The organism is Pseudomonas fluorescens Q2-87, assembly GCF_000281895.1.
In the GTDB taxonomy this organism is placed as follows: Bacteria; Pseudomonadota; Gammaproteobacteria; order Pseudomonadales; family Pseudomonadaceae; genus Aquipseudomonas; species Aquipseudomonas fluorescens_S.
In genome coordinates this window covers 545,517-564,091 of record NZ_CM001558.1, presented here as the reverse complement: position 1 = coordinate 564,091, position 18,575 = coordinate 545,517, and the positions used below count along the sequence as shown (strand labels likewise).

Here is an 18,575-nt window from a genome sequence, read left to right as displayed (position 1 = left end):
AGGTTTCGCGGCTTGACTGACGGGGCTCAGGCATCGAGGCCCTCTTGCATTCGGATCGCTCATGAAAAGCAAAACCATCCGCCGCTGGTCCTTCGTCCACACCTGGACCAGCCTGATCTGCACGGTGTTCCTGCTGATGCTGGCAATCACCGGGCTGCCATTGATTTTCCATCATGAAATCGAACACCTGCTCGGCGACGCCCCGGAGTTTCGGCAACTGCCAGCCGACACGCCACCGCTCGACCTGCAACAACTGGTGGAAAAAGCCAAGGCCCATCGTCCGGGTGAAGTGGTGCAGTATTTTGGCTGGGACGAGGACGAGCCCAACGGTGTCATCACCATCATGGCGCCAACACCCGGCACCGAGCCCAACGCCTCCCACACCTTCATGCTCGACGCACGCACCGGCGAAGCCCTGGAGATGCCCTCGGCCAACGGCGGCTTCATGATGGTCATGCTGCGCCTGCACGTGGACATGTTCGCCGGTTTGCCGGGCAAGTTATTGCTGGCATTCATGGGCCTGTTGTTCGTGGTTGCCATCGTCTCCGGCGTGGTCTTGTACCTGCCGTTCATGCGGCGCTTGAAGTTCGCCACGGTGCGCCAGGACAAATCCACGCGCCTGCGCTGGCTCGATCTGCACAACCTGATTGGCGTTGTCACGCTAGTCTGGGCACTGACCGTAGGCGTTACCGGCGTCATTGCCGCATGCGCCGACCTGATCATTGCCGCCTGGCGCAACGACAGCCTCAGCGCCATGGTCGAACCCTACCGCAACGCCCCGCCGCTGACGCAATTGGCACCGGCGAGCCGTTTGCTCGACATCGCCAAGGACGTCACGCCGGGCATGGAGCCCAGTTTCATCGCCTTCCCCGGCACGCTGTTTTCCAGTCAGCATCACTACGGCGTGTTCATGAAAGGCAGCACCCACCTGACCTCGCATTTGCTCACACCGGTACTGATCGATGCCAGCACGCTCCAGGTCACCGCCGTGGCCGAACGGCCGTGGTACATGGACGTCATGAGCCTCTCGCTGCCGCTGCACTTCGGCGACTACGGCGGCCGGCCGATGCAGATCTTCTGGGCCACGCTCGATGTGCTGACCATCATCGTCCTGGGCAGTGGCGTTTACCTGTGGCTGGTGCGGCGCAAAGCGGCCAAGCGTGCAACCGCCGCGGCGGGAGTCGCCTCGTGAAGCCACGTCAGTCGAGTTTCTGGAAAGTATTTGGCGTGCCCGTGGTGATCGGCGTTCTCTGTGCCGCCGGGCTTTTCAGCGCACTGCTGGGTGACGGCTTGTGGGACGCCGTCAGCTGGCTGGGGCTGGGCCTACCTTCGTTGTTGGCGGTGCGCGGGTTGATCCCGCGCCGCTGAGCCATCCGGCTGCCTTTCGCCTGATGGGGCAGCCTTTTCTCTCCTCATACGATAACCATCGATACGCCGGTTGTTACACATCGCCGAAGCTTTGACATATTTGTTGACAATTTAATCATTGCGCCACTATAAATGCACACGTTGTACGACAACCTACAACATGACATGCGACGCCAAATCCAAAAATAATTGATGGTGAAGTGATGAAAATCAAAGGCATCCGCTGGTGGATGGTCGGCCTGGTCACGGCCGGCCTGATGGTCAACTACCTGGCTCGCAATACCCTCTCGGTGGCTGCGCCCACCCTGATGAGTGAAATGAACATCTCCACCGAGCAGTACTCCCACATCGTCGTGGCGTGGCAAATCTGCTATGCCCTGATGCAGCCAGTGGCCGGGTACATCATCGATGCCATCGGCACCAAAATGGGCTTCGCCATTTTCGCTTTCGCCTGGTCCATCGCCTGCGCCGCAGCGGCCATGGCTTCGGGCTGGCAAGGCCTGGCGTTTTTCCGTGGCCTGCTCGGCCTGACGGAAGCCGCTGGGCTGCCGGCTGCGGTAAAGACCTCAACCGAATGGTTCCCGGCCAAGGAACGCTCGGTGGCCATCGGCTGGTTCAACATCGGTTCGTCGATCGGCGCCGTGCTGGCTCCGCCGCTCGTGGTCTGGGCGATCCTGAACAGTGGTTGGGAATTGGCGTTCCTGATCGTTGGCGGCCTGGGCGTGGCCTGGACGTTCCTCTGGCTGATCTTTTACAAGCATCCACGCGACCAGAAGCTCCTGGGCGACACCGAGCGTGACTACATCCTCAGCGGCCAGGAAGCTCACTTTCAAGACCCGACGCCGAAGAAAGGCAGCTGGAAACGCATCATCGCCAGCCGCAACTTCTACGCCATCGCCAGTGCGCGGATCCTCTCCGAGCCGGCCTGGCAGACGTTCAACGCCTGGATCCCGCTGTACCTGATGACCGAGCGGCACATGAACATCAAGGAAATCGCGATGTTCGCCTGGCTGCCGTTCCTGGCCGCCGACCTGGGCTGCGTGCTGGGCGGCTACCTGAGCCCGTTCTTCCACAAGTACTGCAAGGTGTCGTTGTTCACCTCGCGCAAGATGGTCCTGCTGTTCGGCGCCTCGTGCATGATCGGTCCGGCCTGCATCGGCCTGGTCGCCAGCCCATACACCGCGATCGCCCTGCTGTGCGTCGGTGGTTTTGCCCACCAGACCTTGTCCGGTGCGCTGTACGCCATCACGTCCGACTCGTTCGGCAAGAATGAAGTCGCCACCGCCACCGGCATGGGCGGGATGTTCGGTTACTTGGGCGCTGCGGCGTTCACCCTGCTGTTTGGCGTGATGGTCACCAAGATCGGCTACAGCCCGCTGTTCGTGCTGCTGGCCATCTTCGACGTAATCGCAGCGTTCATCGTCTGGACCGTCGCCCGGGAGCTCAAGCAGCAACCAACCACCTCGGCGCCAGCACCACAGGTGCTTCAACCCGTCGCCTAAAGCGCCGCGCGACCGGGCTTGTTCGCCTCGGTCGCGCCTGCCTTGCGCATGGATGAACGCGCTATGCTGCGCAGCAAGCCCCTGACCGAGACGTTGCCATGTCCACCCCCAGCATGACGCTGTTCCACAACCCCGCTTCGCCCTTCGTTCGCAAAGTGCTGGTCCTGCTGCACGAAACCGGTCAGCAGGACCGCGTGGCGTTGCAGCTCAGCCTGCTCACGCCGGTCAAACCCGATCAGGTCCTCATCGACGACAACCCCCTGAGCAAAATCCCGGCCCTGCGCCTGGCTAACGGCAGTGTCATCCATGACAGCCGGGTGATTCTCGATTACCTCGACCACCAGCACGTCGGCAACCCGCTGATCCCTCGGGATGGCGCGGCTCGCTGGCGGCGCCTGACCCTGGCCTCCTTGGCCGACGGGGTCATGGATGCGGCGGTGATGATCCGCTACGAAACCGCGCTGCGCCCGGCGGAAAAACATTGGGACGAGTGGCTCGATGCGCAGCGGGACAAGATCCGCCGCGCCTTGGGCATGCTCGAAGCCGAGGCGATTGCCGAATTGGCGTGCCATTTCGATGTGGCGTCCATCAGCGTGGGCTGCGCCTTGGGCTACCTGGACTTGCGCCATCCCGATCTGGAATGGCGCAAGGCCAACCCGCAATTGGCGGCGTGGTTTGCCGAGGTGAGCTTGCGGCCTTCAATGCTTGAGACAGTGCCCCGGGTCTAGTTCTGCGCTGACTGCACCGGCCTCTTCGCGGGCAAGCCCGCTCCCACAGGTTCTGCGCAATATTTGTGGGAGCGGGCTTGCTCGCGAATGGGCCAATACAAATCCGAAGGAAACAAATCAACAATCAGCGCCACCAATATTGCCCCCTCCCGCTGATCCTCACGCAACCCCAGCGACCGGCTCATTTCACCTCTCCCAAGTCGAAGCTCATCGCTGCCGCCGGCTTCGCCCCGACCCCATACCAATCCAATTTACGGGTCAGCACCATGAACACGCCCAACAGGCCGAACAGCAACAGCGAGCCCATCAGCAGTGCGTAATCTTCAGCACTCAACAAGCCGTAGAGCAAGCCGTACAACCCCGCCAGCCCCGCCGAAAACCCCAACCCATGGCTCACGCTGCGCAGCACATGGCAAACATAAAACCCGATCAACACCACACAGGCACTCGCCGATACCAGATACGCCAGGGTGAAGCCGATGTGCTCCGAGAGTGACAACAGCAGCAGGTAAAAGAACGCCAGCGCCACGCCCACCAAGGCGTACTGGACCGGGTGCACCGCCAGGCTCTTGAGCACCTCGAAAAGGAAGAAACCGGCAAACGTCAACGCGACGAACAACAGCGCATATTTGATCGCCCGGTCGGTCTTGAGGTATTGGTCCACCGGGTCGATGAAGCTCACACCGAAGGCACGGCTGCGGAACGCTTCACAGCCATCGCTCGGCTCACAGGCTTGCAGTGTTTCCAAGAGGTTGGTGGAGAAAAACGACGTCTGCCAGTCGGCACTGAAGCCCTGCTCATTGATGTCGCGTTTGATGGGCAGGAAGTTGCCGATAAAACTAGGGTGCGGCCAGTCGGCGGCCAGATGCACCTTGGTGGATTTACCCACCGGCAGAATCTGCAGCTCGCCAGTGCCTTGCAGGCGCAGGTCGAAACCGAAGGTCAGCTCGGGGCTGCCCTGGGCAGTGACCATCGGCAGCGGTACGTGCACGCCCTGCCCCAGCCAGCCGAGCCGCGAGCCAGGCAGGAAGTCGACGGTCTGCTGGTTGAGCGTCAGGGTCAGCGCGTTCTCGATGCCGCGGATGTCGCTGATGCCGACGCTCAGGTACGGTTCATCGAAGCGGTAATCGGCAAAGTCCTTGGTGGCGACACCGTAGTGTTCAGGCACCTTGAAGCGGCCATCGATCCGGCTGTCGGCATGGAACAGCCGCGCTTCGTAGATGCCCCGGGCACGAGTTTCAGTGCGGACCTGGCCGTCGAGCTCGAATTCTTCCGGTAAAAAATACAATTCGCCACTTTGCTCAACGGTTTCCAGGAACCGTACCCCGGTTTTCTCGTTGGTATTCCAGACCTTCACGTTCTTGCGAAACGGCACCACGATCATCGGCCCGATCAGTTGCTGGCTGTGGCTGGAACTGCGGGCGATGTCCTGCAACACACCGTCGCGCAGCTCCTGGCGCTCGTCGATGAGGCCGTTGATCATCAACAGCGGAATCATCAGCAGGAGGATCAATAGGGCAATCATGCCCAGTTTTAATGCGAGGCTGCGGTTCATGTGGGGCTCTCCCTGTTCGAATGAGAGAGAGTCTGGGGTGGCTGTATGGGATGTTTATGGGAGAAGTGTGGAGATTGTGTGGAGAAGCGGTTTCAGGGCAACCGCAACACCACTTCCACGCCACCCTCGACATTGCCGATGCCGAACTCGCCGCCATGCAACTGCACCACTTCTTCCACGAAGTTAAGCCCCAAACCGGTGCTCTTGCGGCCGCTGCCCGGGCGCGGCAGGGAGTAGAAGCGTTCGCTCAGGCGCGGCAGGGCGTAGTCGGGAATCGGCTCGGCCTGATTGAACAGGCGAACCTCGACGCGGTTCCCGCTGCGCTCGGCACTGATGCGCAGCAGCCCGTTCTCGGGGGTGAAGTCCAGGGCGTTTTCCAGCAGGTTGCCCAAGGCCTGGCGCAACAGGAACGGCTCGCCCATCAACGTAAGGTCAGCGGCGAGGTGCCGTTCGACCCGCAACTGTCGATGCTCGATCCAGCCACCGCGAGTCTCCAGCAGTTCGTCCCACAGCGCCGCCAGCGGCACGGCGACCACTTCCTCCAACCCTTGCCGCTGTTCGACCTGGGCCAGGTTGAGCAGCCGCTCGATCAACTGTTGCATGCGCACGCTTTCGCTGTCGATGTTGCTGACGAAGCGCTGGTGCTGGGCGGCTGGCATGTCGCTTTGCAGCAGTTCGGCGGCACCGCGAATCGCCGCCAGCGGACTCTTGAGTTCGTGGGTCAAGGTATGCACGTAGCGCTCGACGTAAGCCTTGCCTTCGAGTTGGGTGCGCATGTGTTCCACCGCGCCCGCCAATTGTTCGAATTCGCCGCCGCGATAATGCGGCACTTCTACCCGCCGGCCTTGGCTGACTGCCTGTGCGTAGGCGGTCAAACGGCGCAACGCCGCACTGAGCCACCAAGACAGCGCGCCCCCGAGCAACAAGCCCAAGGCAACCAGCACCGCGCCATACACCAAGAGACGGCGCTCCGTGCGGTCGACATACGGCTGCAACGAACTGTTGGGCTTGGCGACGGTGACCACGCCGATGATCCGGCCATTGTCGCGGATCGGTGCGCCAACGTGCATCACCGAGGAAGCCGGATCGTCCGGATCGCTGCGACTTGAACGGGCGCCGTAATGGCCTCGCAAGGTTAGATAAACGTCATTCCAGCGCGAATAATCCTGGCCCACCGCCACGCCACTGGAATCGAGCACCACGATACCGTTGGCGTCCGTCACGTAGATGCGATGGCTGACCTGGTTTTTCGGCAAGCCCCAGATGGTCGCCGCCGGCTGACGCTCGCCGTAGGCATGGAGCAATTGCGGCCAGCGATTCTGGCTGAGCGTGCCGGCCTTGAAATCGTCCCGCAAGATCTCGGCCATCAGGTTGGCCGTGTCCACCAGGGTTTCCTCGGTGGACTGGCGCACGCCGGGACGGATTTCCTCCATGACTGTGTTGAGCACGAAATACCCGGTCAAACCAATGAACAGCACATACACCAGGAAAATCCGAATCCCCAGCGACATCAGCTGTGCCCCGGGCTGTAGCTATAGCCCAGGCCTCGATGCGTCTGGATCGGCTCCGCCTCGGCCCGGACCAGGCGCAGCTTGGCGCGCACGCTCTTGATGTGGCTATCGATGCTGCGCTCATAGCCGGCATCACTGGCCACGCCCAGGGCGTCGAGCAGTTGTTCGCGGCTGAAGACCCGTTCCGGTTGCTCCAGCAGGCAGGTGAGCAGGCGGAACTCGTGGCGGGTGAGGTTCAGTGGCTTGCCGCGATAGTTGATCTGCACCCGGTCGCTGTCCACCTGGAACAACGCCGTACCCAAGTCCGCCGCCGGACGCGGCGCCACGCGCTTGAGGATCGCACGGACCCTGGCCGCCACCTCGCGGGGGCTGAAGGGCTTGACCACATAATCGTCGGCACCGATCTCCAGGCCAACGATCCGGTCGATCTCGCCATCCCGAGCTGTAAGAAAGATGACCGGAACGTCGCTGAAACGTCTGAGATTTTTACAAGTTTCGAATCCGCTGATATCCGGCAGGCCCACATCGAGGATGATCAGGTCGGCCGGGGTGTTTTTCTGGTGATCGAGGGCAGCGGCGCCAAGGCTCAGCCACGTGGTGTCGAACCCCTCCCCTTGCAGGGCAAACACCAGCGTATCGGCGATGGCGGCTTCGTCTTCGACAATCAGGATATGAGGCATGGCTTGCGAGCCCGGCAATAAAGTTGCCGGAACGGTGCCGCAAGGCTTGGGGCACGTCAATGGTAGTTGAGTTTGTCGGTGGATGGTCGTTGTGCCTAACAGTTCTGATAGTGGCCAACCGCTGAAAAGCGGCTGATGCTAAGGCCAGTTATTTTCGGACTTCGGATGGAGCTCAGTCGATGCCTGCCTCCCCTCGTGAAACCGTATTGTGCCGCTACCGCTACGACCCGCTCGATCGCCTGGCCGATTGTGCACCGTCCACCGAGGCCAGCATTCAGCGCTTTTACTGCAAGAGCCGATTGGCTACTGAGATACAGGGCGCGGTGCAACACAGCGTCTTCCAACACGACGAACAGCTGTTGGCGCAACTACGACGCGAAGATGCAAAGATCGAAACCACCCTACTCGCAACCGATCAACAGCGCTCGGTATTGAACGCCCTCGATGCAAGCCGGTTTCATCCCCTTGCCTATACCCCTTACGGTCACCGCCCGGCGGAAAATGGTTTGCTCAGTTTGCTTGGGTTCAATGGTGAACCGCCCGATCCGGTGACAGGGCATTATTTATTGGGTAACGGGTATAGGGCTTTCAATCCGGTGTTGATGCGGTTTAACAGTCCGGACAGTTTGAGCCCGTTTGGGGAGGGGGGATTGAATACGTATGGCTATGGTATAGGGGACCCTATTAATCGGAGCGATCCGACAGGGCACATCCCACCCTTTCACAAACCGCCTACACTCGGGGCAGCTACCTCAACACTTACCAAAGCGCGGGGTGGACGAGTCACCAAACGTATTCCAAATCCAAAGCCAGTTATAACGGGAGGAACCTATGCAGAAAAACGAGCCATAGTGAAAATCGCAGAAGCCAATGAGAAAAAATTAGGGAGGCACGATTTCTTTACCCCTAACAAACTTCCAACCGACAACCCAACACTACTTTGGCATCTATATCAGGCCCTTCAAACAGCACAAGGCTTTAATAAAAATCCAAGTATATATAAAAAGTTAACTGGCCTACGACCTGACGGGACCGAAATACTTAGCACTCTACCTTTTGATACAAGGATCAACCTTGCGGAAAGCTTAAGTTACACAGCAAACGTTAGAATGGTAAACAATTTCCTTCGCGAGAACGGGTTACTCAAACAGCAAAGTCGACTCACGGGAAGGGGGTTATCGACGCAAAAATCGCTCGTTTCAACTATATACACAACTCTATCGGACTCGATTTTACACGCAACCTTACCGAACTCGACTTAATATACTACTTTACCGGACTCGACTTAAGGCAAAAGACCAGCTAACCTCGAACGCATTAAAACATCACGAACTTATACACAACACTATAAAAACTTCACGTTGCCCAGGCTCCGAAAAATCACCTATCTTTTCGGAGCCTTGATCGGCATTTCTGAACCAGACTATCAGCAGTCCGGCTTATCCGCCGTAAACCGTCGCGCCGGGTTCACCGCCGCGCCGAACTCACGCAACGCCTTGGCGCCGATCAGCAGCGGGTAATTGAAGCTGCTGCGGTCGGTCAGGTTGACCTCCACGGTGCGCTTGACGTTACCCAGGCACAGCTCCAGATCAACCACGGGGCGCTTGGTCGGCGCGATTTTTTCGTCGTCCTCTTCATCTTCTTCGGAACGGGTCTTGATCTTGCTGATGCGCGCGATCTTGTGTTCGTAGACCTTATTGCTCGCATCCTTGGTCGCCAGGCGGAACCGTACCCAGTCGTCACCGTCGCGGGTAAATGTTTCGATGTCCTTGGCCGACAGCGAGGCGGTCAGGGCGCCGGTGTCCATCTTGGCCTTGAGCACTTCGCCACCGATTTCCGGCAGCGCGATGTATTCGTAGCGCCCGTACAGGGTCGGCTCGGCGGCCAGCGCTGGAAGGGCCACCAAGGAAAGCAGGGCGAGAATGGATTTCATGCAATGGGGCTTCCTGTGTGGGGTGGGATTTTAGACCGTGGGCGGTGAATTCGTTCGGTTGATCTCAATAGCCATGGCTAAAAGAAAACCCAACCAAGCACTGCCCTTGTGACCACAAAAGCAAACCCAGCATACCGGCCAAAAGGTGAAACATTCGTCCACACCAATTTGGCCTGTCGCCCGAAGCTGCTTATCATGGCGCGCCCACCCGTTTGCAAGAGTCATCTATGCGCCGCCCGCTCACCGGCTGTTTCGTCACGTTGTTGCTGTTGCTCAACACCCTGGTGTTGTTCGGGCCGCTGATGGTGTTCGCCCTGCTCAAACTGGTCCTGCCCGGACGCTTTCGCGACTACGCCTCGTGGGCGGTGATGTGGATCGCCGAGACCTGGGCCGAGATCGACAAACTGATCTTCGCCCTGTGCATCCCCACCCGCTGGGACATTCGCGGCGGCGCCGACCTGCGTGGTGATACGTCTTATCTGGTGGTCAGCAATCATCAGTCCTGGGTAGACATTCCCGCCCTGGTCCAGACCCTCAACCGACGCACGCCGTTCTTCAAGTTCTTCCTCAAGAAAGAACTGATCTGGGTGCCCTTCCTCGGCCTGGCCTGGTGGGCGCTGGATTACCCGTTCATGAAGCGCTACACCAAGGCCTTCCTGGCCAAGAATCCGGAGCTGGCCGGCAAAGACCTGGAAATCACCAAGGCCGCTTGCGAGCTGTTCAAGCGCCAACCGGTCACCGTGGTGAACTACCTCGAAGGCACGCGCTTCACCGCCGCCAAACGCCAACAGCAGCAGTCACCCTTCACCCACTTGCTCAAGCCCAAGGCCGGCGGCGTGGCGTTCGTGCTGGCGGCGATGGGTGAACAACTGGACGCGGTGCTGGACGTTACGGTGGTGTATCCGCAGGAGCGGATTCCCGGGTTCTGGGATTTGATCAGCGGCGCGGTGCCCCGGGTCATCATCGACATCCAGACCCGCGAGCTGGACCCGGCGCTGTGGCAAGGGGATTACGAGAACGATCCGGTGTTTCGCCAGTATGTGCAGGATTGGGTTAATCGGTTGTGGGCTGAGAAGGATCGGCGCATTGCGGTGTTGCGCAGTGAAACAATGGGTTCCTAACAGTTCTGATAGTAGGCAGCGGCGGCGAAAACTCCGATGCTGGAGGTCCGGATTTTTGGACCCTTGCACGGAGCCCGGTGCATGCCTACCTCCCCTCGCGAAACCGTATTGTGCCGCTATCGCTACGATCCACTCGATCGCCTGACCGATTGTGCGCCCGGCGCCGAGGCCCGCACCCAGCGTTTTTATTGCAAGAGCCGATTGGCGACCGAAATACAGGGTGCGGTGCAGCACAGCGTCTTCCAGCACGACGACCAACTGCTGGCGCAACTGCGGCGCGAGGATGCCAGGGTCGAACCCACGCTGCTGGCGACTGATCAGCAGCGTTCGGTATTGAATGCGCTTGATGCAACCCGACCGCATTCCCTCGCCTATACGCCTTACGGTCATCGCCCGGCGGAAAACGGCTTGCTCAGTTTGCTTGGGTTTAACGGCGAACGGCCGGATCCGGTGACGGGGCATTATTTGTTGGGGAATGGGTATCGGGCGTTCAATCCGGTGTTGATGCGGTTTAACAGTCCGGACAGTTGGAGTCCGTTTGGGGATGGAGGGTTGAATGCGTATGCGTATTGTGGAGGGGATCCGAGGAACCGGGTGGATTCAACAGGCCATAGCCCTATAATAAAGGCGTTAGAGGCATTCAGGCAGTTGAGAGGCATCTCCACAGCCTCAACCTCCATCTCAAAAGCAGCAAATTACAGTAAAGCAAATGTCAAACAATATTCTACAGAATATAGCCGCATCCGACGCATCGAAATGAAAGAGCTTACAGATCTCATCAAAAAAATGAGACTGAGCTTCCAAACATAAAAAAACATACATGATTACAGATGACATCACTGACTTTAAAAAAAGCACAGAAGGTTATGAATTTGCAAAAGACAAATATGAGTTTGAAAAATATCCAGACCCTAATGTAGAACATCTTTGGAAAGATCCCAAAGACCCTAATGCCAAAACCATTCTAGATCTAGCTCATTTTGACATAACAATATCTCATTTCAAAAATATGGTTCGTGAAAAACGAAGGCGCCCCGAACTCCGCGCAACTACCGACATGGTGAGGCAGCTAAAGATATTACGAGCCATATACATAAAAAACATACCGGCATCGATCTAATGCGCATCCGGCGATAACTCCCCAAACTTCTCATCGCCTTGATACGGGTCAACGGTTGGGTCCCGGTGGTCGGAGCTGCTATACCTAACAGGTCTGATAGTAGGCAGCGGTGGCGAGATCTTCGATGCTGGCCGTCCGGATTTTGGGCCCTTGGCCGCAGCCTGACGTATGCCTCTCCCGCTAGCACTCCAGGTACCGGTCTCCAGATCAACCCTCATAAGGGGACTCAAATAGCATCCAATGATCAGGCACCAGCACCAGCGCCCCAGATACCGCCCAGGTTTTGTAGCAACGAACTGCCCACACCCTGCTGTCCGAGATATTGAAGAATCACCGGAGCAAACTGCCCAATCATCCCACTGTCCATACCCAGCGCACTGAAGGCGTTGTTCAAGTCATTGGTGTCCTTGACGTTCCCCAGCAAGCCATCGAGCAAAGCATTTTTATCCGCCCCACCACCGAGCAAACCACCCAGACCATTAAGCCCGCCAATGGCACTGTTACCAGCAATCTGATCAAGACCCGGCACACTTTTACTCAACTCGGAAAACTGCGGTTCGCTGAGCCGATTCTTCGCCAGCCCCAGCATCGCACCGGCACCGCCGATGGCCTGTTCCGGCGTGATCTTGAGTTCCGAGCCCAGGGTGTTGAGCAACCCGGCGGCTTTCGGTGCGGCAGCCACGGCGCCCTCCCCCTGTCCAGCCTGATTGCCTTGCATTGCCGACACCACATTGGCCGCATCGCTGAGGCTGAACTGCGCGAAGACCGGGCTGGCTGCCAGCGTCAACAAGCAAGACAGGGCAAAACCACGAGAAGCTTTCATCGAGACGATCCTATTGAGCACAAAAACCCCGCCCATCGAGGGCGGCGTAAAATCGTCGGTTGGACTGAGAGGCGATGGGAATGTTCCCAGCGAGTCCGCTTGCTTGCGAACGTTATTTCGGAAAAATCCTTCAAGTTTGTCGGAAACGACTGATTCAATCAAAAGCAGCCGATGCGTTATCGCCAAAAGTTACCAAATATCCCCTCACAGTTCTAAATTGACATAAATAACTGTCAGCATTGACAGTGGCCCGCCCGGACAAGGCTGCGACCATCTTTGAACTGAACCATGGAGCCTGGCAATTGCGAAAAGCGCTGGCTGGAGGTGCGGTACTGCTCATGCTGATCATCCGCCATGTCAATGCAGGTGAAATAACATGTCCGGCCGTCACCGATATATACAGAAACATTGAAGCAATGGAAGACATTTTCCTAGTCGACACACCGGAGGACCGCGAATGGAAAAGCGAAAGTCTGGTGGATGTGGTAGACCCACTGAAGCTGCAATTTGACGGTGCCGAATATGTAATTCACGAAGCTGACAGCGATAGACGCGAGCCCACGGCAACTGTTACTTGTCGATACGGTGATATAAACCTGAAGTCGGAGTACCCGCGGATCTTGCAACCGGGCTTTTCAAGGTGGACGGAAAATCGTTGCGAAAGCCCGAACACCAAGATGTGCATGCTGATGAGTGCTGACTATTTCAACGTGAGTTTTTGATCGTCAACCCGCGCCGAAGTACCGTTCCAACCCACCTTTGAGAGACCCCGCCATTGTGCACAGGTATCGTCCAGTGCGGCTCCTTCCTGGCGAACGGGTCGAGGCCGCAACTGCACATCGATAACCCGTGGCGAGGGAGCTTGCTCCCGCTCGAGTGCGAAGCGCTCACCGCTGGTGCCTGAAAAGCTAGGGCTGCTGCGCAGCCCGGCGGGAGCAAGCTCCCTCGCCACAGTGGACGCGGTGTTCGTGGCTGAATGCTCACGACCAAAGATCCCACGACTACTTGGGAAATCCCCCGCAACCACGAATTTTGCACCGTTCTACAGACGAAACCTATAGTTCGTCTCGGTCCTCCCGTGGGTGGCTGGAACCTTTCAATCCTTCAGTCATTTCCGCTTTTCATGAAGTTTTGAGTTTTTTATCGCCAAACTTTGAAAACTACTACTAGCTAATTCCAAATCAACATAAACGACTGTCAGCCTTGACAGTAGCCCTCACCACGCTGAGCCGCAAACATGTCGCCGACACGAAAAGTGGAGACTGGCAAATGCGAAACATACTGACTGTTGGCGGCGCCGGAATGCTCTTGTTGATCATCGGCCATGTCCACGCCGGCGAAATAACCTGTCCTGCCGTCACGCAAATCCATACGGACACTGGATCGATAGAAGTTCAGGATGATCACGAATGGGAAAGCCACAGCGTCATGGAAGTGGCCAACACTGCCTTGTTGCAATTCAACGGTGCCGAATTCGCTATCCATGAACCTGATGCAGATGACCATGCCCCGACGAGAGCAACCATTACTTGCAAGTACGGCGCGATAAACCTGACGCTGGAATACCTCCAAGTCCAAGAGCCGACCCTATTGCCGTGGGCGGACAATCGCTGCGAAAGTCTGGACATCAAAACCTGCAGGTTGACCAGTGCCGACGACTTTCGCGTCAGCTTTTGACGGTTGATCAGAATGCGTTGATGGCCCCAGCGCTGCGCCTCTAGAACGCCCTGCCATTGGCTGCACGGTTGCCGTACAGTGCCGCATCCTCCAGCAGAGTTTGCCTATGAATGTAAAAATTGGCGGAGCGACCCTCGCGGTCATCCTGACGGGCATGCTCATTGTCTTTGGCGTCACCGAATGCCAGCGGGGTCCGCTGAATCCGGAGCTTGGCGATGACGTCAGCGAAGCGCAGAAGACCTGGCTGACCATCGAGCATCGCATCAAACGCTCCGACCCAGCCCTGACCGAAGTGAGCCGCGATCAGCAAGCGTTGACCGTGTTCTACCGCCCCGCTGCCTGTATGGAAAACTGCGAACCTGGGATCCCAGACCTACTACGGATCGTCGGCCACGGACTGGCGGCACTCAATGGCGCGCCAGGGGGCAAGCAATACACGCAAGTAACGGTCATGGCACGACTGCTGGCCGACGATGATGTGGAACTGGTCTACGACATGCCAGGCTTTGACGCCATCAAGACCCAACAGGGTGGCTACGAAACCTTTGCTGGCATGCCCCGTAGCCTGAAATTCAGCGGCGACGCCCTGGCCCAGGCACAAGCCTATTGCCAAGGCCCAAGCGCCAAAGGTTTCTACCCTGAATTCTGCGAACGGGTCGAGGCCGCAACTGCCCATCAATAACCCGTGGCGAGGGAGCTTGCTCCCGCCCGAGTGCGAAGCGCTCGCCGCCGGTATCTGAAAAGCAGGGGGTTGCTGTCCCTTTGTGGCGAGGGGATTTATCCCCGCTGGGCTGCGCAGCAGTCCTAAAGCAGCGAACTCAATCCTGCTGACACACCGAGTTGCCTGGTTTGGGGGCTGCTGCGCAGCCCAACGGGAGCAAGCTCCCTCGCCACAATGGGAACGGTGTTCCTGCCTGAATACTCGCGACCAAAAATCCAACAACTACGCAAGACTATTGCCAAGGCCCCAGCGCCCGGGGTTTCTACCCTGAATTCTGCGACCGGGTCGAGGCCGCGACTGCTCATCAATAACCCGTGGCGAGGGAGCTTGCTCCCGCTCGAGTGCGAAGCGCTCGCCGTGGGTATCTGAGAAGCAGGGGCTGCTCTCCCTTTGTGGCGAGGGGATTTATCCCCGCTGGGCTGCGCAGCAACCCTAAAGCAGCGAACTCAATCCTCCTGACACACCGAGTTGTCTGGTTTGGGGCCGCTTCGCATCCCAGCGGGGATAAATCCCCTCGCCACAATGGGAGCGGTGTTCCTGCTTGAATACTCACGACTAAAAATCCCACAAATACTTGGGAAATCCCCCGCAACAGCGAGCCTTGCTCAGCCCAGTAGGCGATGCCTATAGTTCTTCCCGTCGTCCACATGGCGACTCGGGTTTGGCGACTCGATACACTATGGTCAGAAGCCCTGCTTTTTGGCACGGGTTTTTGCACTCGCAGAATTGCTCAATGGCAGTTGTACGCGGGAGGCCTTCGGGTCTGCCGGCTTCCATGGTGTCCGGTTCGCCAACCTGCGTACAGCTGCCACCCATTCGTTTGGCGACGAGTGAGTGGCGGCATCATCGAACCCCATGGAGATCTACCAAATGAACCGATACATCCCCATCACCGGCATCGACTGCACCCCCGCCACCCTGCTCATCGACACCCAAGCCCCCCTCGACGTCCTCTACGAAACCGCCGCCTACCGCATCCGCGCCGTCACCCAACTACTGGAAAACATCGCCTTCCGCGAGGAGATCAGTTCCGACGCCGTCGTCCTCCACGACTTCGCCCTGCTCCTGGCGATTCCCTTGCGCGATGGCTGCGATGTACTGGACGTGATCGGCCGCCGCTTACAGGCGCAGGCCATGGCATGACCGCCTCATGACAGTCATCTGAATATCACCTGCAATCGGTTATTCCCTCTCGGTATTGCCTACTGTCAACTCTGACAGTAGGCAACGATTCACCCCGACCCTAAGCTCCCGTTGTGTTAACGAAAACAAGGCCATGGGCAACCACGCCTTTATCCATTCGGGCAAGCAGGACAATAAAAATGAAAGACCGAATCAAGGGAACCGTTAAATGGTTTAACGATGCAAAGGGCTATGGCTTCATTTCTTGCCGCAAGGGTGGCGAGGAACTGTTCGTTCACTACTCTGCGATATCCGGCGAAGGTTATAAAACCTTGAAGGAGAGACAGACCGTCTCCTTTGAAATCGAGCAGGGAAGCAAGGGAATGCAGGCCACGAGAGTTACGCCGGAATAAAAACCGGTCCATCCCGGGAGCCAACCCATGTCTGTTAACCGTGAAACACCGCTCTGTCGGTACCATTACGACCCATTGGATCGTCTGGCCAACTGCTCACCATCGACCCAGGCCAGTACCCAGCGCTTTTATCTGCAAAAGCGCCTGACCTGCGAGCTACAAGGTTCTATAGGGCGCTCGATTTTCCAGCAGGCCGATCAACTCCTAGCGCAACAACAGCGCCAGAACGGCGCCGTCGAAACCACTTTGCTTACCACCGATCAACAACGCTCGGTATTGCACGCGCTCAATGCAACGCAGCCTTGTGCCCTTGTCTATACGCCTTACGGCCACCGCCCGCCGGAAAACGATTTGCTTAGCTTGCTCGGCTTCAATGGCGAACGGCCGGACCTGGTGACGGGTCACTATTTGCTGGGTAATGGTTATCGGGCATTCAACCCGATGTTGATGCGGTTCAACAGCCCAGACAGTTTCAGTCCGTTTGGGGCAGGTGGGTTGAACGCCTACGTCTATTGTATAGGCGACCCTGTTAACAGCACTGACCCTTCGGGGCACTACATTAGCTTTTCCAGTCTTTGGAAAGCCTTTTTAAACTTCTTAAGACCTCGGACGCCAAATTCCCCGTCACCCGCGACTTCGTTTCAAGCCACGACTGTAAACGCAGCAAACAGTGCTTCCCGGATCGTAAATTCGGGTTCGATGGCTTCAGCTTCGTCCAAACCATTGCGCGGGCCTATTCCCACCCCAGCCCCCCAAAAAATGCCACATCGCCCGGCTTCCAAGACTCAATCAGTGCTGGGGCTCCTAGCAGTTCTATGCCAGAGCAGAGACTTCCAAAAATTGGACCGTTACCACCATTGCCTGCCAATGCACGACTGCACACTTATTGGTCGTTCCCTCGGGCTACAGAACGGCCTACAAATATTTATCACTCACCCAGCGTTATGGCCCCTAAAGCACCTCCTACAACGCGTCAAGATTTGTATATACCTATTCCGACTGAGCGCTTCTCACCCATGGAAACAATATTTGAGTCACCAAAAGACCTTCGGCTTCGGCAACAAAAGGCCCGGAAAATTATTGAAAGAGGAAAAAGAATTCGATACGACTGGTAAATAAAGCAGCGTCAATTTAAATCCCTGAGTAAGTTAACGTGAGTGACGTTTTTCCCCCTCGGCCCTAACAGAGTTACTAGTCGACGACTTTAACCAATTGTGCCACAGTAACTTTTGAAATACGCGTACCCTCCAGGGAGTACTGCCGATGCCATTCGAACGCGAAAACGTACTCTGTCGATACCGCTACGACCCGTTGGATCGCTTGGCCGATTGCACGCCAACAGCCCAAGTCAGCTCCCAACGTTTCTACCTCAAGGATCGTCTAGCCACAGAAGTTCGGGGGACGGCGCAGTGCTCCATTTTTCAACTGGAGGACCAACTCATGGCGCAGCAACAACGCCAGGAAGACACTGTCCAAACCACTTTTCTCGCCACCGATCACCACCGGTCGGTATTACAGACGCTCGCCGCAACGCAGCTTCACCCTATCGCTTATGCGCCTTATGGTCACCGAGCCCTGGAAAACGGTCTACTCAGCCTGCTCGGCTTCAACGGCGAACGATCGGACCCGGTGACGGGGCATTATTTATTGGGCAATGGTTATCGAGCGTTCAATCCGATGTTGATGCGGTTCAACAGCCCAGACAGTTTGAGTCCATTTGGAAAGGGTGGATTGAATGCGTATGGATACTGCGTTGGGGACCCTGTGAATCGAAGCGATCCGACGGGACATTTACCTAACTTTTTAAAGCCTGTACTAAGACACCTAAAAATCATAAAAAGACCGAATCCGGCTACGATCATAGACGTTCATGGCATAACACTTCCTGCAACGAACGACATAAAAAATATAGATATATTCATATCCCCTACAGAGGAATTTTTAATATTACCTATAGGCCCTGAACATGAAGTTCCACGCATTTCCCGATTCGAATTCAAACTATGGAAAGACAGCAACAAAATAATCAAACAAGAAAGATTCTTAGCCCATCAACTAAAAAACTCCGCCAACCTCACATCCGAAATAGAAGACCTTCACGAAATCATTCAAAAAACACTAGAATCTAGAACGACTCACAAAGCTAATCTGCACAGGTATGAAGCGGGAATCAAGCAGATGACTGACGAGGTCTTCCAACCAACATCGTTCTTTTTTACCTATCCTGGTGGCCCTCCAACTTACGAGTGGGCAGAGCAGCACTCACGACAAATACGCAATCAAACTTAAATCTTATCTTAC

General features: G+C 57.1%; 19 protein-coding genes and 1 pseudogene. 15 read left to right on the top strand and 5 right to left on the bottom strand.

Annotated elements, in window-relative coordinates; translation table 11 throughout:
- Nucleotides 1–61 precede the first annotated feature (61 nt).
- From PFLQ2_RS24835 to PFLQ2_RS24850, 4 genes are all read left to right on the top strand, one after another.
- Complete coding sequence (locus PFLQ2_RS24835) at nt 62–1,192, top strand: PepSY-associated TM helix domain-containing protein (RefSeq protein WP_003177629.1); 1,131 nt, start codon at nt 62–64, stop codon at nt 1,190–1,192.
- Nucleotides 1,189–1,368, top strand: coding sequence for a hypothetical protein (locus PFLQ2_RS24840; RefSeq protein WP_003177628.1), 180 nt, complete (start codon nt 1,189–1,191; stop codon nt 1,366–1,368). The genes PFLQ2_RS24835 and PFLQ2_RS24840 overlap by 4 nt, the downstream gene beginning before the upstream one ends.
- Before the next feature lie 203 nt (nt 1,369–1,571).
- Nucleotides 1,572–2,870 carry an MFS transporter gene (locus PFLQ2_RS24845; RefSeq protein WP_003177627.1) on the top strand — a complete coding sequence of 433 codons (1,299 nt, stop codon included), beginning with the start codon at nt 1,572–1,574 and terminating at the stop codon, nt 2,868–2,870.
- 98 nt (nt 2,871–2,968) lie between these two features.
- The gene (locus PFLQ2_RS24850; RefSeq protein ID WP_003177626.1) at nt 2,969–3,598 is read left to right on the top strand and encodes a glutathione S-transferase; all 630 of its coding nucleotides are present in this window, start codon (nt 2,969–2,971) and stop codon (nt 3,596–3,598) included.
- A 181-nt stretch (nt 3,599–3,779) separates the two neighbouring features.
- Here the strand turns inward: PFLQ2_RS24850 and creD are convergent, their stop codons facing one another.
- From creD to creB, 3 genes are all read right to left on the bottom strand, one after another.
- Nucleotides 3,780–5,153: a cell envelope integrity protein CreD gene (gene creD, locus PFLQ2_RS24855; protein WP_003177625.1), complete on the bottom strand. Its 1,374-nt coding sequence runs from the start codon at nt 5,151–5,153 to the stop codon at nt 3,780–3,782.
- A 92-nt stretch (nt 5,154–5,245) separates the two neighbouring features.
- Nucleotides 5,246–6,664 (bottom strand): two-component system sensor histidine kinase CreC, encoded by a 1,419-nt coding sequence (gene creC, locus PFLQ2_RS24860; protein ID WP_003177624.1) that lies wholly within the window; start codon nt 6,662–6,664, stop codon nt 5,246–5,248.
- Nucleotides 6,664–7,344: a two-component system response regulator CreB gene (creB, locus tag PFLQ2_RS24865; RefSeq protein WP_003177623.1), complete on the bottom strand. Its 681-nt coding sequence runs from the start codon at nt 7,342–7,344 to the stop codon at nt 6,664–6,666. Before creB ends, creC begins: the two co-directional genes overlap by 1 nt.
- A 179-nt stretch (nt 7,345–7,523) precedes the next feature.
- On the opposite strand from creB, the gene PFLQ2_RS30550 reads away from it, so the two are divergent.
- On the top strand, nt 7,524–8,606 hold the full coding sequence (locus tag PFLQ2_RS30550; RefSeq protein WP_003177622.1) for an RHS repeat-associated core domain-containing protein: 1,083 nt from the start codon (nt 7,524–7,526) through the stop codon (nt 8,604–8,606).
- Nucleotides 8,607–8,770: 164 nt separating this feature from the next.
- On the opposite strand, the gene PFLQ2_RS24870 is transcribed toward PFLQ2_RS30550, so the two are convergent.
- Nucleotides 8,771–9,277, bottom strand: a complete 507-nt coding sequence (locus PFLQ2_RS24870; protein WP_003177621.1) for an ATP-dependent zinc protease family protein — start codon at nt 9,275–9,277, stop codon at nt 8,771–8,773.
- A 227-nt stretch (nt 9,278–9,504) separates the two neighbouring features.
- Here PFLQ2_RS24870 and PFLQ2_RS24875 point away from each other — a divergent pair, with 227 nt between their 5' ends.
- The 3 genes and pseudogenes from PFLQ2_RS24875 (at nt 9,505) to PFLQ2_RS29395 (ending at nt 11,518) form a co-directional block, all read left to right on the top strand.
- Complete coding sequence (locus tag PFLQ2_RS24875; RefSeq protein WP_003177620.1) at nt 9,505–10,398, top strand: acyltransferase; 894 nt, start codon at nt 9,505–9,507, stop codon at nt 10,396–10,398.
- A gap of 81 nt (nt 10,399–10,479) precedes the next feature.
- A pseudogene (locus PFLQ2_RS27460) lies at nt 10,480–11,028 on the top strand (RHS repeat-associated core domain-containing protein); the annotation flags it as partial.
- A 190-nt stretch (nt 11,029–11,218) separates the two neighbouring features.
- Complete coding sequence (locus PFLQ2_RS29395; RefSeq protein WP_152632653.1) at nt 11,219–11,518, top strand: hypothetical protein; 300 nt, start codon at nt 11,219–11,221, stop codon at nt 11,516–11,518.
- A 244-nt stretch (nt 11,519–11,762) separates the two neighbouring features.
- Here PFLQ2_RS29395 and PFLQ2_RS24880 read toward each other — a convergent pair whose 3' ends face one another.
- Nucleotides 11,763–12,341, bottom strand: a complete 579-nt coding sequence (locus tag PFLQ2_RS24880; protein WP_003177618.1) for a DUF2780 domain-containing protein — start codon at nt 12,339–12,341, stop codon at nt 11,763–11,765.
- 245 nt (nt 12,342–12,586) lie between these two features.
- Between PFLQ2_RS24880 and PFLQ2_RS24885 the strand changes: the two genes are divergently transcribed.
- The 7 genes from PFLQ2_RS24885 (at nt 12,587) to PFLQ2_RS28475 (ending at nt 18,563) form a co-directional block, all read left to right on the top strand.
- Nucleotides 12,587–13,063, top strand: a complete 477-nt coding sequence (locus tag PFLQ2_RS24885; protein WP_003177617.1) for a hypothetical protein — start codon at nt 12,587–12,589, stop codon at nt 13,061–13,063.
- A 481-nt stretch (nt 13,064–13,544) separates the two neighbouring features.
- A complete protein-coding gene (locus tag PFLQ2_RS27455; RefSeq protein WP_225970856.1) occupies nt 13,545–14,018 on the top strand; it encodes a DUF3757 domain-containing protein in 474 nt (157 codons plus the stop codon).
- 106 nt (nt 14,019–14,124) lie between these two features.
- Nucleotides 14,125–14,700 (top strand): hypothetical protein, encoded by a 576-nt coding sequence (locus tag PFLQ2_RS24890; RefSeq protein WP_003177614.1) that lies wholly within the window; start codon nt 14,125–14,127, stop codon nt 14,698–14,700.
- A 909-nt stretch (nt 14,701–15,609) separates the two neighbouring features.
- Nucleotides 15,610–15,882, top strand: coding sequence for a hypothetical protein (locus PFLQ2_RS24895; RefSeq protein ID WP_003177613.1), 273 nt, complete (start codon nt 15,610–15,612; stop codon nt 15,880–15,882).
- A gap of 179 nt (nt 15,883–16,061) precedes the next feature.
- The gene (locus PFLQ2_RS24900) at nt 16,062–16,274 is read left to right on the top strand and encodes a cold-shock protein (protein WP_003177612.1); all 213 of its coding nucleotides are present in this window, start codon (nt 16,062–16,064) and stop codon (nt 16,272–16,274) included.
- Between the two features lie 27 nt (nt 16,275–16,301).
- A complete protein-coding gene (locus PFLQ2_RS28480; protein WP_003177611.1) occupies nt 16,302–17,393 on the top strand; it encodes an RHS repeat-associated core domain-containing protein in 1,092 nt (363 codons plus the stop codon).
- Nucleotides 17,394–17,537: 144 nt separating this feature from the next.
- Nucleotides 17,538–18,563 (top strand): RHS repeat-associated core domain-containing protein, encoded by a 1,026-nt coding sequence (locus PFLQ2_RS28475; protein ID WP_003177610.1) that lies wholly within the window; start codon nt 17,538–17,540, stop codon nt 18,561–18,563.
- Nucleotides 18,564–18,575: the final 12 nt, after the last annotated feature.

What these genes read in the sequence shown, in the direction of transcription:
- PFLQ2_RS24835 (WP_003177629.1), top strand. Translation starts at nt 62, where the DNA reads ATGAAAAGCAAAACCATCCGCCGCTGGTCCTTCGTCCACACCTGGACC.
- PFLQ2_RS24845 (WP_003177627.1), top strand. Translation starts at nt 1,572, where the DNA reads ATGAAAATCAAAGGCATCCGCTGGTGGATGGTCGGCCTGGTCACGGCC.
- PFLQ2_RS24850 (WP_003177626.1), top strand. Translation starts at nt 2,969, where the DNA reads ATGTCCACCCCCAGCATGACGCTGTTCCACAACCCCGCTTCGCCCTTC.
- creD (WP_003177625.1), bottom strand. Translation starts at nt 5,153, where the DNA reads ATGAACCGCAGCCTCGCATTAAAACTGGGCATGATTGCCCTATTGATC.
- creC (WP_003177624.1), bottom strand. Translation starts at nt 6,664, where the DNA reads ATGTCGCTGGGGATTCGGATTTTCCTGGTGTATGTGCTGTTCATTGGT.
- creB (WP_003177623.1), bottom strand. Translation starts at nt 7,344, where the DNA reads ATGCCTCATATCCTGATTGTCGAAGACGAAGCCGCCATCGCCGATACG.
- PFLQ2_RS30550 (WP_003177622.1), top strand. Translation starts at nt 7,524, where the DNA reads ATGCCTGCCTCCCCTCGTGAAACCGTATTGTGCCGCTACCGCTACGAC.
- PFLQ2_RS24870 (WP_003177621.1), bottom strand. Translation starts at nt 9,277, where the DNA reads ATGAAATCCATTCTCGCCCTGCTTTCCTTGGTGGCCCTTCCAGCGCTG.
- PFLQ2_RS24875 (WP_003177620.1), top strand. Translation starts at nt 9,505, where the DNA reads ATGCGCCGCCCGCTCACCGGCTGTTTCGTCACGTTGTTGCTGTTGCTC.
- PFLQ2_RS29395 (WP_152632653.1), top strand. Translation starts at nt 11,219, where the DNA reads ATGATTACAGATGACATCACTGACTTTAAAAAAAGCACAGAAGGTTAT.
- PFLQ2_RS24880 (WP_003177618.1), bottom strand. Translation starts at nt 12,341, where the DNA reads ATGAAAGCTTCTCGTGGTTTTGCCCTGTCTTGCTTGTTGACGCTGGCA.
- PFLQ2_RS24890 (WP_003177614.1), top strand. Translation starts at nt 14,125, where the DNA reads ATGAATGTAAAAATTGGCGGAGCGACCCTCGCGGTCATCCTGACGGGC.
- PFLQ2_RS24895 (WP_003177613.1), top strand. Translation starts at nt 15,610, where the DNA reads ATGAACCGATACATCCCCATCACCGGCATCGACTGCACCCCCGCCACC.
- PFLQ2_RS24900 (WP_003177612.1), top strand. Translation starts at nt 16,062, where the DNA reads ATGAAAGACCGAATCAAGGGAACCGTTAAATGGTTTAACGATGCAAAG.
- PFLQ2_RS28480 (WP_003177611.1), top strand. Translation starts at nt 16,302, where the DNA reads ATGTCTGTTAACCGTGAAACACCGCTCTGTCGGTACCATTACGACCCA.
- PFLQ2_RS28475 (WP_003177610.1), top strand. Translation starts at nt 17,538, where the DNA reads ATGCCATTCGAACGCGAAAACGTACTCTGTCGATACCGCTACGACCCG.